This window comes from Faecalibacterium sp. I4-1-79, from assembly GCF_023347235.1.
GTDB classification, from domain to species: domain Bacteria; phylum Bacillota; class Clostridia; order Oscillospirales; family Ruminococcaceae; genus Faecalibacterium; species Faecalibacterium tardum.
On sequence record NZ_CP094467.1, the window covers coordinates 1,598,426 to 1,613,400 of the forward strand.

At 54.5% G+C, this 14,975-nt stretch carries 14 protein-coding genes; 11 read left to right on the plus strand and 3 right to left on the minus strand.

The window, feature by feature from the left end:
• The first annotated feature begins 238 nt into the window (after nucleotides 1-238).
• The 9 genes from hprK to guaA all read left to right on the plus strand — a co-directional run bounded on the left by hprK (nucleotide 239) and on the right by guaA (nucleotide 11,510).
• Nucleotides 239-1,174 carry an HPr(Ser) kinase/phosphatase gene (gene hprK, locus MTP36_RS07805; protein ID WP_015538538.1) on the plus strand — a complete coding sequence of 312 codons (936 nt, stop codon included), beginning with the start codon at nucleotides 239-241 and terminating at the stop codon, nucleotides 1,172-1,174.
• Between the two features lie 28 nt (nucleotides 1,175-1,202).
• A complete protein-coding gene (gene murB, locus MTP36_RS07810) occupies nucleotides 1,203-2,099 on the plus strand; it encodes a UDP-N-acetylmuramate dehydrogenase (RefSeq protein ID WP_249254378.1) in 897 nt (298 codons plus the stop codon).
• A gap of 31 nt (nucleotides 2,100-2,130) precedes the next feature.
• Nucleotides 2,131-2,994: an RNase adapter RapZ gene (rapZ, locus tag MTP36_RS07815; protein WP_249254379.1), complete on the plus strand. Its 864-nt coding sequence runs from the start codon at nucleotides 2,131-2,133 to the stop codon at nucleotides 2,992-2,994.
• A gap of 16 nt (nucleotides 2,995-3,010) precedes the next feature.
• Nucleotides 3,011-3,943, plus strand: a complete 933-nt coding sequence (gene whiA / locus MTP36_RS07820; RefSeq protein WP_249254380.1) for a DNA-binding protein WhiA — start codon at nucleotides 3,011-3,013, stop codon at nucleotides 3,941-3,943.
• Nucleotides 3,940-7,449 (plus strand): DNA polymerase III subunit alpha, encoded by a 3,510-nt coding sequence (locus MTP36_RS07825; protein WP_249254381.1) that lies wholly within the window; start codon nucleotides 3,940-3,942, stop codon nucleotides 7,447-7,449. The genes whiA and MTP36_RS07825 overlap by 4 nt, the downstream gene beginning before the upstream one ends.
• A 272-nt stretch (nucleotides 7,450-7,721) precedes the next feature.
• A complete protein-coding gene (pfkA, locus tag MTP36_RS07830; protein ID WP_005925738.1) occupies nucleotides 7,722-8,696 on the plus strand; it encodes a 6-phosphofructokinase in 975 nt (324 codons plus the stop codon).
• A 162-nt stretch (nucleotides 8,697-8,858) separates the two neighbouring features.
• On the plus strand, nucleotides 8,859-9,242 hold the full coding sequence (locus MTP36_RS07835; RefSeq protein WP_097780367.1) for an MmcQ/YjbR family DNA-binding protein: 384 nt from the start codon (nucleotides 8,859-8,861) through the stop codon (nucleotides 9,240-9,242).
• Nucleotides 9,232-9,867: a GyrI-like domain-containing protein gene (locus MTP36_RS07840; RefSeq protein WP_097780366.1), complete on the plus strand. Its 636-nt coding sequence runs from the start codon at nucleotides 9,232-9,234 to the stop codon at nucleotides 9,865-9,867. Before MTP36_RS07835 ends, MTP36_RS07840 begins: the two co-directional genes overlap by 11 nt.
• A gap of 92 nt (nucleotides 9,868-9,959) precedes the next feature.
• Nucleotides 9,960-11,510 (plus strand): glutamine-hydrolyzing GMP synthase, encoded by a 1,551-nt coding sequence (gene guaA, locus MTP36_RS07845; protein ID WP_117553698.1) that lies wholly within the window; start codon nucleotides 9,960-9,962, stop codon nucleotides 11,508-11,510.
• 240 nt (nucleotides 11,511-11,750) lie between these two features.
• On the opposite strand, the gene MTP36_RS07850 is transcribed toward guaA, so the two are convergent.
• Nucleotides 11,751-12,863 (minus strand): site-specific integrase, encoded by a 1,113-nt coding sequence (locus MTP36_RS07850; protein WP_158401664.1) that lies wholly within the window; start codon nucleotides 12,861-12,863, stop codon nucleotides 11,751-11,753.
• A 64-nt stretch (nucleotides 12,864-12,927) separates the two neighbouring features.
• Complete coding sequence (locus MTP36_RS07855) at nucleotides 12,928-13,953, minus strand: DUF4236 domain-containing protein (RefSeq protein ID WP_158401665.1); 1,026 nt, start codon at nucleotides 13,951-13,953, stop codon at nucleotides 12,928-12,930.
• A 114-nt stretch (nucleotides 13,954-14,067) separates the two neighbouring features.
• On the opposite strand from MTP36_RS07855, the gene MTP36_RS15960 reads away from it, so the two are divergent.
• Complete coding sequence (locus tag MTP36_RS15960; RefSeq protein WP_256466539.1) at nucleotides 14,068-14,199, plus strand: hypothetical protein; 132 nt, start codon at nucleotides 14,068-14,070, stop codon at nucleotides 14,197-14,199.
• A 49-nt stretch (nucleotides 14,200-14,248) separates the two neighbouring features.
• Here the strand turns inward: MTP36_RS15960 and MTP36_RS07860 are convergent, their stop codons facing one another.
• Nucleotides 14,249-14,572 carry a helix-turn-helix domain-containing protein gene (locus MTP36_RS07860; protein WP_022257390.1) on the minus strand — a complete coding sequence of 108 codons (324 nt, stop codon included), beginning with the start codon at nucleotides 14,570-14,572 and terminating at the stop codon, nucleotides 14,249-14,251.
• Between the two features lie 157 nt (nucleotides 14,573-14,729).
• Here MTP36_RS07860 and MTP36_RS07865 point away from each other — a divergent pair, with 157 nt between their 5' ends.
• Nucleotides 14,730-14,969: a hypothetical protein gene (locus MTP36_RS07865; protein ID WP_055188450.1), complete on the plus strand. Its 240-nt coding sequence runs from the start codon at nucleotides 14,730-14,732 to the stop codon at nucleotides 14,967-14,969.
• Nucleotides 14,970-14,975: the final 6 nt, after the last annotated feature.

Here is a 14,975-nt window from a genome sequence, read left to right on the forward strand (position 1 = left end):
TTTCTCCTGTGCTTTAAGTATAGAAAAATAATGTAAAATCTGAAATCGCCGGAATGTAAAACCCATGTAAAGTAAGAAAAATGTAAAAATCCTGTGTACGGGCTGCGATGCAGCGTCGGTTTCCCGCCGTGGGTACAAAAACAGCGCCCCGGGCGTTGTATTTGCCGCCAAATTTTATTATAATAGAAATATGAGTGCCCGCAGCACAGCGCGGCAAAAGGATACAGGAGGAACCAGGATGGGTACGTTCAATGTTTCGCTTAAAACGCTGACCGACCGCGTCAGCATGGAAGTGGTATACACCCCCCGGGCGCTGGATGAGATCAGCGTGGAGATCGCCGAGGTCAACCGCCCGGGTCTGTTTCTGGCGGGCTATTATGATTACTTTGATAAGCTCCGCTTGCAGATCATGGGTCTGGCAGAGATGAACTTTCTGTCCGGTCTGACGGCAGAAAAGCGCTATGAGGCACTGGAACAGCTGTTCCGGCAGCAGCCCCCGGCGGTCATCGTCTGCCGCAGCGAGGAGCTGGCGCCCTTCCCGGAGATGCAGGAGCTGGCGCAGAAGCACGCGGTTGCCCTGCTGCGCTCCAACGAGACAACCTGCACCCTGATGGGCAGCCTGATCAGCGTGCTGAATCTGGAGCTTGCGCCCCGCATCACCCGGCACGGTGTGCTGGTGGAGGTGTATGGCGAGGGTATCCTGATCCTTGGCGACAGCGGCATCGGAAAAAGCGAGCTGGCCATCGAGCTGGTCAAGCGCGGCCATCGTCTGGTGGCAGATGACGCCGTGGAGCTGCGCAAGGTGTCCAACCGTCAGATCATGGGTACTGCCCCGGAGAACATCCGCCACTTCATTGAGCTGCGCGGCATCGGCATCGTCAACGTGGCTCGTGTGTACGGCGTGGGTGCTGTCAAGCTGAGCGAAAGTCTGGATCTGGTGGTGCAGTTGGAGGCATGGGACCCCACCAAGAACTACCAGCGCACCGGTCTGGAAAGTGAATACTACGACATTCTGGGCGTGAGCATTCCCAGCACCAGCATCCCGGTCTCTCCCGGCCGCAATCTGGCTGTGGTGCTGGAGACCGCAGCCATTAATAACCGCCAGAAGAAGATGGGCTACAACGCAGCCAAGGAGCTGCTGATCCGGCTGGGACTGGATGACAAAATGGACTGAACCTCTCTATAAAAAGGAGCCTGACCCTATGGAACAACTCAAGCAGCTGCTGACCGCAGCAGACATTGCTTATAAAGAAAATGAGCCGCTGGCGGCGCATTGTACCTTTAAAATCGGCGGCCCGGCGCGGCTGTTCGTGCAGCCGACAGACCGGGCACAGCTTTGCCGCGCCGTTGCCTTGTGCAAGGCGCAGGGCGTTCGGTATTATTTGCTGGGCAACGGCAGCAATATCCTGTTTGCCGACGAGGGCTACAATGGCGCAGTGCTGTCTATTTCCTCCATGCAGGACGCTGTGGAGGTGCACGGAACACAACTCACCGCCGGAGCGGGCGTGCGGCTCTCGGCGCTGTGCAAAACGGCGCTGGAACATGGCCTGACCGGGTTGGAATTCGCCTACGGCATCCCCGGCACGGTGGGCGGCGCGGTCTACATGAACGCCGGTGCTTACGGCGGTGAGATGAAGGACGTGCTGACCACAGTGCAGTACCTTACCGCCGAAGGCGAAATAAAAGAGGCTGCGGCAGCAGAACTTGATCTGCGCTACCGCCACAGCATTTTTGAAGAAAACGGCGGCTGCATCCTCTCGGCGCAGTTTGCCCTGACTCCGGGCGAGCCGGAAGCCATCCGCACCAAAATGGACGAACTGATGGCAAAGCGGCTGGACAAGCAGCCGCTGGATAAGCCCAGCGCCGGCAGCACTTTCAAGCGCCCGGTGGGTGCTTTTGCCGCTGCCCTCATTGACCAGTGCGGTCTGCGGGGCTACCGGCACGGCGGTGCCGCCGTCAGCGAGAAGCACTGCGGTTTTGTGGTAAATCTTGGCGGTGCCACCTGTGCCGATGTGCTGGCGCTGTGCGAGGAAGTACGCGCCATCGTAAAAGAAAAGACCGGCTATGATCTGGAAAAAGAGATCCGCGTAGTCCGCTGAACTGCGGGAATAGAGGGAGTGTGGAATACAGATGGAGCTATTGATCGTCAGCGGACTTTCCGGTGCGGGAAAGTCTGTGGCTATGAATGCGCTGGAGGATATCGGATTTTTCTGCATCGATAACGTCCCGGCGGGGCTGCTGCCCAGCATTACGGCGTTTTCCAAGGCTGGCGACAACCAGCTGGAGCGGGTGGCGCTTTCCATGGACGTGCGCGGCTGCCGCAGCAGGGAGCAAATTGAGACGGCCTTGCAGCAGCTGGACGAGCAGAAAACACCCTATAAGATCCTGTTTCTGGATGCACCGGACGATGTGCTGATGCGCCGTTACAGCGAGACCCGCCGCCGCCACCCCATCAGCATTGCAGAGGGCATCTCCACCCGGGATGCCTTTTTGAAGGAGCGGCAGATCTTACAGCCTTTGAAAGACCGCGCAGACTATACCATCAACACCGGTCTGCTCTCTACCTCCCAGAATAAAGAGCGCATCTGCGATCTCTTTCTAAAAAACGGCGGGGCAAAAAATGCCATGCGGCTCACCGTCATGTCCTTCGGGTTCAAGTTTGGTCTGCCGCCGGAGGCCGATCTTGTGCTGGATGTGCGCTGCCTGCCAAACCCCTTCTATGTGCCGGAACTGAAGCACAAGACCGGACTGGATCAGGAAGTGGTGGATTTTGTCATGAGTCATCACGAAGCACAGGAGCTGCTGCACCGGTACGAGAACTTTTTGCAGTACGCCCTGCCGCTTTATGTCAAGGAAGGCAAAAGCCAGCTGACCATCGCGGTGGGCTGCACGGGCGGCAAGCACCGCTCCATCACATTCGCACGCAAGCTTGCGGAATACTGCACCTCTCTGGGCTACGAGCCCGGGGTGCAGCACCGGGATGCCGTGCGCTGAAAACAGAGGAAATACTATGAGTTTTGCATCCAGTGCGCGGGAGGAGATCGCGCAGCGCAGCCCCACCAAGGAATGCTGTGTGCGTGCAGCCGCCTATGGCATTGCCTGCTTTGCCAAATACTTTGATGCCTGCGGCCTTGTGCTGCAAACCGAGCAACCCCATACGGTGCAGCTGGCGCAGCAGCTGTTCGCCCGCTGCGGCATCCGGGGCGAGATATTGGAAAAGCCACGCGCCAGCGGTGTGCTGTACGAGTTCAATATCCGCGATGCGGAGCAGGTTGCCCGCCTGCACGAGCTGTTCGGCACCACCGGCAGGGAGACCAGCTTGCAGATCGACCCCGGGCTTATCCGCTGCCAGACCTGCGTCAGCGCCTATATCGCCATGGCCTTTTTGTGCAGCGGCACGGTCACCGACCCGCAAAAGGAATATAATCTGGAATTTCTCACCTCCCGGACGAACCTCGCCCGGGATTTTGAAGCGCTGCTGGCCGAGCACGAGTTTGCGCCCCACCGCACCCGCCGCAACGGCGTGAACCTGATCTACGTCAAGACCGGTGCCAATGTGGAGCGTTTGCTCCGCTTTATGGGCGCTGCGGATGCAGCAACACAGATCAGCGTACTCAAGGCGTTCAAGCAGGTGCGCAACCAGACCAACCGGCAGACCAACTGCGATACCGCAAACCTTGGCAAAACCGCGCGGGCGAACGCCCAGACCCTGAAAGCCATCCGCTATTTGCAGGAGCAGCACGCACTGGAGACTTTGCCGGAGGTATTGCAGCAGGCAGCAGCCAAGCGCCTGCAATACCCGGATCTTTCGCTTACCGCGCTGTGTGGCTGCTTTGACCCGGCTGTGAGCAAATCTGGCTTATCGCACCGGATGAAAAAGCTGGAGGCACTGGCAGAGAATCTCCGCCAGCGCCAGCAGGAGGGACAGGAGGCAGTACAATGAGTGAACCCACCGCAAATACCCGTCCCTTTGCCCACCTGCATATCCATACGGAATACAGCCTACTGGACGGTGCTTGCCGCATCGACCAGCTGATGGAGCGGGTGAAGGAGTGTGGACAGACCGCCATTGCCTGCACCGACCACGGCGTGATGTACGGCTGCGTGCAGTTTTATAAAGCGGCCAAAAAGGCGGGCATCAAGCCCATCATCGGGTGCGAAGTCTATGTTGCCACCCGTACCCGCTTTGATAAGGTAAATAAAATCGACGGCAACAACCACCTGATTCTGCTGTGCAAAAACGAGACCGGTTATAAGAACCTGATCAAAATGGTCTCTGCCGGTTTTGTGGAGGGCTTTTATTCCAAGCCCCGTGTGGATAAGCAGCTTTTGGAGCAATACCACGAGGGACTGATCTGCCTTTCGGCCTGTCTGGCGGGCGAGATCCCGCAGGCCATTCTGGCAGGGGACTATGAGCGCGCAAAGGCGACTGCGCTGTGGTACCGGGACCTGTTCGGTGCAGAGAATTACTACATCGAATTGCAGGATCACGGCCTGAAGGAGGATACTACCGTTCTGCCGCAGCTTATCAAGCTTTCGCGCGAGACCGGCATCCCCATGGCAGCCACCAACGACGCCCATTATCTGCGCAAAGAGGACGCCAAGATGCAGAGCATCCTGCTGTGCATCCAGACCGGCAAGACCATTCAGGATGCCGACCGCATGGAGTTCCAGACCGATGAATTCTACGTCAAGACCACCGACGAGATGTACGAGCTGTTCTCCATGGTGCCGGAAGCCTGTGCCAATACGGCTAAGATCGCCGAGCAGTGCAATTTTGACTTTGAGTTCGGCCACACCAAAATCCCTTATTACAAGGCCCCGGACGGCATGGACAATCAGGCCTACTTTGAAAAGCTCTGCTGGGACGGCTTGGAGCGCCGCTATGGCCCGGACGTGCCGCAGGCCAACATCGACCGCCTGAAATACGAGATCGGCGTGGTCAAGACGATGGGTTATACCAACTACTACCTCATCGTGTGGGACTATATCAATTTTGCAAAAAGTCAGGGTATCCCGGTGGGGCCGGGACGCGGCTCCGGTGCGGGCAGTATTGCTGCCTACTGTGTGGGCATCACGGATATCGACCCCATCCGCTATAATCTGATCTTCGAGCGCTTTTTGAACCCCGAGCGCGTCAGTATGCCGGATTTCGATGTGGACTTCTGCTACGAGCGCCGACAGGAGGTCATCGACTACGTCAACCGCAAATACGGTGCGGATCATGTGGCGCAGATCGTTACCTTTGGTACCATGGCCGCCCGCAATGCCATCCGGGATGTGGGGCGCGTGATGGGCATCCCGTACCAGCAGGTGGACGTGGTAGCAAAGCTTGTGCCCATGGAGCTGAAAATGACCCTCAAGCGGGCGTTGGAGGTTTCCAGCGAGCTGAAAAAGCTCTACGATACCGACCCGCAGGTGACCGAGCTCATCGACACCGCACTGAAGGTGGAGGGTATGCCCCGGCACGCCTCCACCCATGCGGCGGGCGTGGTCATTACGCCGGAGCCGACGGATTATTATCTGCCGCTTGCCACCAACGACGGCCTGCCGGTGACCCAGTTCAATATGACCGAGATCGAAGAACTGGGTCTTTTGAAGATGGACTTTCTGGGTTTGCGCACCCTGACCGTCATCCGGGATGCGGAGGTTGCAGTGCAAAAGCAGCACCCGGAGTTCTCCATCCGTGATCTGGACTATGACGACCCGGATACCTATAAGATGTTGGGTCAGGGCGATACCGAGGGCGTGTTCCAGCTGGAATCCTCCGGCATGAAGCAGGTGCTTGTGGGCTTGCAGCCCCAGAACCTTGAAGATGTCATCGCTCTGATCAGCCTGTACCGCCCGGGCCCCATGGACTCCATTCCTACCTATCTGCGCAACCGGCACGAGCCGGACAAGATCAGCTACAAGACCCCGCAGCTGGCGCATATTCTGGATGTGACCAACGGCTGCATCGTCTATCAGGAGCAGGTCATGCAGATCTTCCGGGAGCTGGCAGGCTTCTCCTTCGGGCAGGCAGATAACGTCCGCCGCGCCATGAGCAAAAAGAAGCACGCCGTCATGGAAGCCGAGCGGGAACATTTTGTGCACGGCTGCACCGAGCCCGGTCACGAATGCCCGGGCTGTGTTGCCAATGGCATCCCGGAGCAGGTAGCAAACCAGATCTACGACGAAATGTCCAGCTTTGCGTCCTACGCCTTCAACAAGAGCCATGCGGCCTGCTACGCTTATGTGGCATTCCAGACGGCTTATCTCAAGTGCCATTACCCCAGCCAGTTCATGGCAGCACTGCTCACCAGCGTGCTGGATAATACGGATAAGGTCATTGAGTATTCCGGCGAGTGCGCTCGTCTGGGCATCAAGGTGCTGCCGCCGGACGTGAACATCTCTAACGGCGGCTTTACCGCCGATGATAACGGTCAGATCCGTTTTGGCCTGAACGCCGTGAAAAACGTAGGCCGCAACCTCATCGAGAACGCAGTCACCGAGCGTAAGGAAAAGCCCTACACAAGCCTTTATGATTTCTGCAAGCGGATGCACGGCAGCGAGCTGAACCGCCGCGCGGTGGAAAGCCTGATCAAAGCCGGTGCCTTTGACTGCTTTGGCTCTAACCGCCACAGCATGGTGGAAGCGGTAGAGGGCATTCTCAAGAGCATCGAGACCGACTCCCGCCGCAATCTGGAGGGGCAGCTGGATCTGTTCTCCGTAATGAGCGGGGAAGTGCAGCAAGGCCCGCAGGAGGATGCCTACGAGATCCGTCCCTTGGCAGAGTACACTCCTGCCGAGCTGTTGCAACAGGAAAAAGAGGTCAGCGGCCTGTACCTGTCCGGCCATCCGCTGGACGCTTACCGGGAAAAATCTGCCCGCATCGGCTCCCACACCATCAAAGACCTCACCGGCGAGGATGCCCATGTGCAGGACGGCGAAAAGGTGCGCATTGTGTGTGCGGTGGTCAAAAACCGCATGATGACGACCAAATCCAACAGCATGATGGCCTTTACCAGTGTGGAGGATCTGACCGGCACCATGGAGGTGATCGTGTTCCCCAAGGTGCTGGACAGGTTCCGGGATGCTATTCAGGAAAACGCTGTTGTGGTCATCGATGGTCGGCTTTCCGTGCGGGAGGATGAAGCCTCCAAACTGCTGGCAGACAGCATTCTGCCCATCGACAGCTACGACCCGACTCGCTTGGACAAAGGCCGCCCGGACCCTGTCAAAACAGCTGCCCGGCGGGTATTCATTCGTCTGCCGTCCCGCAGCTGCCCCCAGTACGATAAAGTGGTGAACCTGCTGGAAATCTTTGACGGTGATATCCCGGTGATCCTGTATCTGGAGGACACCAAGCAGAAGCTGGCCGCACCGCGCCGGCTGTACACTTCTGGGCATCCGCTCTTCTTCAAAGAACTGGAGCGGCTGCTGGGCGCAGAAAACATTGCAACAAAATGACATATTTGTGCACGAATGGCACCGCATGGGACGATTTTAAATTTTCCAAGTGGCACAAAGCGCAAAAATAACACGATATATCGCTACTATTTTACACTGCATGGAATTGCATAAAGTCTCAAAACCCTATTGAAATTTGTCTGGATGGTGTGCTATAATCAATAAAGGCGAATCAAAGCTGTTGCAAAGCAACAAGCCTGTTTCGGGAAGAAAAGGTTACAGGCAAAAGGGTAAATGAAGAACTGAACTGTAAATTGGAGGGAATCTCTCGTATGGAAAAGCAAATCAAAACGATTGGCGTGCTTACAAGCGGTGGTGATGCTCCCGGCATGAACGCTGCTGTGCGCGCTGTGGTACGCACCGGCCTGCATAAGGGCTTCCGTATGATCGGCATTCAGCGCGGCTATAACGGCCTGCTGAACGGCGAGTGCTTTGAAATGAACCTGCGCAGCGTTTCTAACATCATCTCTGCTGGCGGCACTATTCTGTATACGGCACGCTGCCTGGAGTTCAAGACCAAGGAAGGTCAGGATAAGGGCGCTGAAAAGTGCCGCGAGCTGGGCATTGATGCGCTGGTCGTTATCGGCGGCGACGGCTCCTACCGCGGTGCCCGTGCACTGGCACACCGCGGCATCCCCATGATCGGCCTGCCCGGCACCATTGATAACGATATCGGCTGCACCGATTACACCATCGGCTACGATACCGCCATGAACACCGCGCTGGAAATGATCGATAAACTGCGCGACACCACCCAGAGCCACGACCGCTGCAGTGTGGTCGAGGTCATGGGCCGCAACGCCGGTTATATTGCGCTAAACGTTGCTATCGCCTCCGGCGCTATGGCTGTGCTGCTGCCCGAGAAGGAATTCGATATGCAGCGCGACATTCTGGATAAGATCGCCGAGACCCAAAAGACCGGCAAGCGTCACTTTATCATCATCGTGGCCGAGGGCGTGGGTCATGCACAGGAAATCGCCAACGAGATCCAGGCACGCACCGGTATCGATTCCCGCGCAACCATTCTGGGTCATGTGCAGCGCGGTGGTTCTCCCACCCTGCGCGACCGCGTGAATGCTTCTGCCATGGGCTATCAGGCAGTTTGCCTGCTGGAGCAGGGCAAGTATAACCGCATCGTCGGCATGAAGGGCGAGAAGTTGGTGGACTACCCCGTGGACGAGGCTTTGGAAATGACCAAGAGCCTTGACCCCGTGCTGGTGGACGTGTGCAACACTATTTCCATCTGATCAATAACATCAAAGGCAAGAGCCATCCTCTCAGGGTTTCTGAGCGGATGGCTTTTTTGCTGCCGATTTTTTCAGAGATGACGTATTATAAGTAAAAACCAACAACTTTTTGTTTACAAACGCCTCCGATTCAGTTATACTGAGAAAAACGGAGGTGCTGCCATGAAATACAGCTGGATCGACACGGAACTTCTGCAAAAGCCTGGCGTTACCAAAGACTTACAGGCAGAGTGGAACTGGATAAGGTATCACATCGGCGGCAAAATGTTTGCAGCCGTCTGTCTGGATGATGCCACGGGAAAGCCGGTGTATATCACCTGCAAGCTGGACCCCGCCGAGGGCGATTTTCTGCGCCGACAGTATGAGGATATCATTCCGGGCTACTATATGAATAAGGTGCATTGGAACTCCGTAAAAGCAGATGGAAACGTGCCGGATGCACTGCTGCGGGAGATGCTGGAAAAATCTTATCGGCTGGTGCTGGGCGGCTTTAGCAAAAAGAAACAGCGCGCGCTGCTGGAAGGAGAAAAGAAGGATGCCATTTGACTACAAGAAAGAATATAAAGAGTTCTATCTCCCGCCGAAGAAACCGCAGATTCTCACCGTCCCTGCGATGAATTTTGTGGCGGTGCAGGGCAAAGGTGACCCCAACGACCCGGCAGGGGAATACAAGGCAGCGCTGGAGTTGCTATACGGCATTGCATTTACTATCAAAATGAGCTATAAGGGCAGCCATAAAATGGACGGCTATTTTGAATATGTCGTTCCGCCGCTGGAGGGACTGTGGCATCAGCCCGGTGCAGAGGGCGTGGATTTTTCCAACAAGGAGACCTTTATCTGGACCTCCATGATTCGTCTGCCGGAATTTGTCACTCGTGCCGAATTTGACTGGGCAGTGCAGGAAGCTACGGCCAAAAAGAAAAAGAACTTTTCTAAGGTGGAATTTTTCACCTACGATGAAGGCTTGTGCGTACAATGTATGCACATCGGCTCCTATGACACCGAACCGGAGACCCTGCGGCAGCTGGATGCGTTTGCAGCGGAGCAGGGATATTGCCCGGATTTTTCAGACACGCGCTTCCATCACGAGATCTATCTGGGAGACCCGCGCCGCACCGCGCCGGAGAAGCTGAAGACCGTGCTGCGACATCCGATTCGCAGAATGAAATGACAGAAAACTTCACAAAAACTGTCGCTTTTTGTTGTGAGATGTGCTATACTAAAATTATCTGTAAAACACACTTAAAAATGGAGGAAAACATCATGCAGCATGAAACTGTCATCGTGCTGGACTTTGGCGGACAGTACAATCAGCTGATTGCCCGCCGCGTCCGAGAAAATAATGTCTACTGCGAGATCTATTCCTATAAAACCGATCTTTCGGTCATCAAGGCCAAGAATCCCAAGGGCATTATCTTCACCGGCGGCCCCAACAGCGTTTATCTGGAGGATTCTCCCACCATCGACCCCGAGATCTTCAGCTGGGGCGTGCCTGTGCTGGGCATCTGCTACGGCAGCCAGCTGATGATGCACCTGCTGGGCGGTCATGTCTGCCGCGCTCCCGAGCGTGAGTACGGCAAGACCGAGGTGTTTGTGAACACCGAGAGCAAGCTGTTCACCGATGTGCAGCCTTCTACCATCTGCTGGATGAGCCACAATGACTACATCGAGCAGGCGGCTCCCGGCTTCCAGATCACTGCCCACACCGCAAACTGCCCTGTGGCAGCCGTTGAAAATGCCGAAAAGGGTCTGTACGCCGTACAGTTCCACCCGGAGGTGCTGCACACCGCCGAGGGCAAGAAGATGCTGCGCAACTTTGTGTACAACGTCTGCGGCTGCTCCGGCGACTGGAAGATGGATTCCTTTGTAGAGAACAACATCAAGGCGCTGCGGGAGCGCATCGGCGAGGGCAAGGTGCTGTGCGCTCTGTCCGGCGGCGTGGATTCCTCCGTGCTGGCCGCTATGCTGGCTAAGGCCATCGGCAAGCAGCTGACCTGTGTGTTCGTGGATCACGGCCTGCTGCGCAAGAACGAAAAGGAAGAGGTTTGCTCTGTCTTTGGCCCGGGCAACGCCAACGGCTTCGACATCAACTTCATCTGTGTGGATGCCCGCGACCGCTACTTCAGCAAGCTGAAGGGCGTCACCGAGCCGGAACGCAAGCGCAAGATCATCGGCGAAGAGTTCATCCGCGTGTTCGAGGAAGAAGCCAAGAAGATCGGCAAGGTAGACTTCCTTGCACAGGGCACCATCTACCCCGACGTGGTGGAGAGCGGTCTGGGCGGCGAGTCCACCGTGATCAAGAGCCACCACAATGTGGGCGGTCTGCCTGATACCGTGGACTTCAAGGAGCTGGTAGAGCCTCTGCGCAACCTGTTTAAGGACGAAGTCCGTCAAGCCGGCCGCGAGCTGGGTCTGCCCGAGTATCTGGTCAGCCGTCAGCCGTTCCCCGGCCCCGGTCTGGGCATCCGTATCATCGGCGAGGTGACCCCCGAGAAGGTCACTATCGTACAGGACGCTGACGCCATCTGGCGCGAGGAGATCGCCAAGGCCGGTCTGGATAAGGAGATCAGCCAGTATTACGCAGCTTTGACTAATATGCACAGCGTTGGCGTTATGGGCGACGAGCGTACCTACGATTACGCCGTTGCGCTGCGTGCTGTGACCACCACCGACTTCATGACTGCAGAAAGCTACGATATGCCGTGGGATGTTCTGGGCACTGTCACCAGCCGCATCGTCAACGAAGTCAAGCACGTCAATCGCGTGTTCTACGATTGCACCGGTAAGCCGCCTGCAACGATTGAGCTCGAATAATGGAATACGAGAAAATAAAACGTGTCTACGACTGAAAAATGATGAATTTCGGAAGAATGACATCACTTTGACATCACCTGCGGCAAAAAGCACCTGCTGGACGCGCCGGGAAATGGTAGTACGGTTTATTATCGAAGAATAATTTGAAAGCCCCGGAAAGTAACGAGAAATCGAAACTTTCCGGGGCTTTTTTGACATCGTGACATCACAAAACGGGCCGTGACATCACCTGTTTTCGGCCTAGCCGAGTGACATCAAATCAGAGTCATCGTTGTTAGAAGTGGGGGAGCCGATGGCCTCCAGCTTCGACACAAGCTCCTGCTGCTTGTTAGGGTACAAATGGGCATAGGTCCGCATGACGACGGGAACAGTATCGCCGATTCGCTTGGCCACCAGAACAATAGAGTACCCAAGTTCGATACAGAGAGAAACGTGGCTGTGCCGAAGATCATGGACGCGAATGTCTGGCAGATAGGTTAGCTGGGTGCAGCGGGTCAGTTCCTTGTTGAGCGCTGTGCACGTCATGTAGAATACGCGGTCGTCCGGGGTCAGCCCGTAGAGCCGGGAACAGTAGGTGCGGAACTCTTCGGCCAACCAATGCGGAATAGGCACATTGCGGTTTCCGCCTTTCTTGCTGTTCTTAGTGGGGCCGAAGATGTCCTGCCCCTTTTTTCTGTGGTAGGTCTTGTAGATGCGCAACTGGTCATCATCGGTCAGGTCTTTGGGCAACAGCGCCAGCATCTCGCCCTCGCGGCATCCCGTCCAGAACAGAATATCAAATGCCAGAAGATAGGCCTCGTTGCGGAATTCTTTCCGCAAAAGCTCGTACTGGTCTTTCGTTATGATAAGCATTTCTCCGGCGACAGAGGAACCCATGTAGCCAGCAGCATCGCACGGATTGAAACGCAGGCCGTAGAATGTCTGGGCATAATTAAAGAGGGCGGTCAACTGTGCGTGGATGGTGTAGAGATATGTTTCCGAATATGGGAGGCCAGTGGCTTCGCCCATCTCTTTTACTCGCTGTTGCCAATCTCGAATATCAAGAGCGGTGATCTCATTCATTTTCCGGTTTCCGAGAAGCGGAACGATTTTGGTGTCAAAAACATTTCGCTTGGTGTCCATTGTGGTGTCGCGGACATGGTGCTCCCGGTCATTGAAGTACAGCTCCACAAAGCTGGCAAGAGTCATGTCACAGCTCTTGGCTTTTTGCAAATGGAATTCTCGCTCCCACTCTTGCGCTTCACGTTTGGTTTTGAAGCCGCGCTTACGCTTCTGCTTTCGTTTCCCGGTGAAATCAGCGTAGCGAAACTGGCAGTACCATGTGCCTGTTTTTTCGTCCTTATAGCAGGGCATTAGAATATACCTCCTGACGTGTTTAGAAATCCCCGACCATTTTTATAATGGCCGGGGTCTTTTTTTATTGGGGGAGAATAGATTTGAATTGCTCAACATTGTCTGCATTGCTGAGCAAGAAAAGAACATCCAACCCGGTATCGGAACTAATTCGCAACTTTCCAAATTCACAAATAAGACAAGGCATATTGTGTTTATAGCGCCTGTCTGGAGAGCCATCAGAATTTACATTAAGCCATGTGTTGCCGACTACTTTACTATCCGCAGGCAGATGCGCTTCATCGGTGACATAGTTAGTAGAATCAACTTCAAATGACACTTCAGCAATATCGTAGGCACTAATATTTTTGTTGTGAATATAGAATATCTTGTCAGGAAAAATATAGAACGATTCTCGCTGATTTAATGCCACGGAGAATACGGGAACATTTGTCCGAAGATAGTAGGGAAGATTAGGCATTCCGAGTACCTTTTCCTCAGAAATGGTTTTCTCTGCGCCGCCATGCTCTCTTGCGTTACTATTGGTATATGTTTCAGGCACATAGTAAACGGTATCGCAAGCAAATAATTTTCGCCATGCAGTGTACCATTCTTCATAGGCCGCGCGCTGTTCGTCGGTGAAATCATATTCCAACTTTACAGGTGCGACGTAATGAACATAGAAAAATACGGCAAAAGAAAAAATGGTAAGGAAGAGCCGTTGGGGAGTGTGAAGAACAATAAAGGCGAGTAAACCAATGGAGCCAATTATGAGAGAGGCTTTATTGAGAAAACGTGTTCGACGAATCTTCTTCATAAGGGCCTTGAAATCAGAATCTTTATAGTTCTCACGGTCAACAGACTGAATAACTTCGGTATCAATATAAGGGGATTCTTTTGCTGTGTTTCGTCGTGCAGATTTATGCAGGGATTCCTCTGTCGAGTAACTCAATCCGGTTCCGGGGATGGACGCTGTTTGTCTGATTTTTCCGTTGGCCGTTTTGGTGATTCGGTATCCGGGAACGCCCCACGAATACCCAATTCCGCTTCCTGAAATATTGATGCGGAAGCCGCCGCCAAGACGAATACTTTTTCTGTATCTGAATCCCATAACCTCACAACCCTTTCTGTTATTTATTCACGGATTTCGGTAGATGGCTGGAATCTGCTTGTAAGCTGTCTTACTCTTTCCAATGGCGTGCTTGCGCCGGGAAGGAGTGAGAAGATGCCTGCATCGGATGAGCGCTCCAGACATGGAAATGTGCTTGATGATGTTCTTCGGGAAGAAATCAAGGATTTAACCCCGGAACAGGTCAAGCGGGTGCTTGAGTACATCGAAACGCTGAAACAGCAGTAACGAGCACCGATGGCGCGGACAGGCCCTCTTTGGGAGCCTGTCCTTTTTGTTATTCGCGCAGGAATTTGACGAAGCGGACGTACTCTATTACCTTTCGCATTTCATCATCTGTCAGATCGTGCGTGGAGTCCATGAGCCGCCTCTGCAAAGCGGAAAGATTCGACTCCGGGAAATCTACCTCCCCCCGGAGATAGGCTTCAGACACGCCATAGCGGGCGGCAATAGTGGCGATGTCCGAAGCGGTAGGAACAGATTTTCCCGCTTGCCAGCTCGCAACAAGGGTTCTGCTTTTCCCGCACAGGCGCGACATAAAAGCGCCCGATGAACCGTAATGTTCCATCAAATCGACAATGCGTTGGACAGTAATCGTCATCCTTTTTACCAGCTTTCTTTCTGAAATCTTGTGTAATACGCTGAAATCCAACACTTGTTGGATTTGCGGTCTTGTCGTCTAACAGGTGTTGGATTATTATATAATCACAGTCAAACATTTGTTGGACTGCATGAGCAACAACGGAGGTCGAAAAAATATGAAAATGGTAACGTACAAAGTGCTCAGCAAAGCAATGCGGGAGCTGACAGGGCAAGTCGCAGAGCTGGATGAAGCCATTGAAATCCGCTTGGTGTTTGGCGAAAAAGTTAAAATCACCATTTCGATGGACTGGGCAACAATGGATGCAGCACGGGCCGCAGAACTCGCTGAGCATCTGGCAAAGGCAGCGGAGCTCGTGAACAACTTCAAGTACGCTGGTTATACGATTGTTAGATAAGGGGAA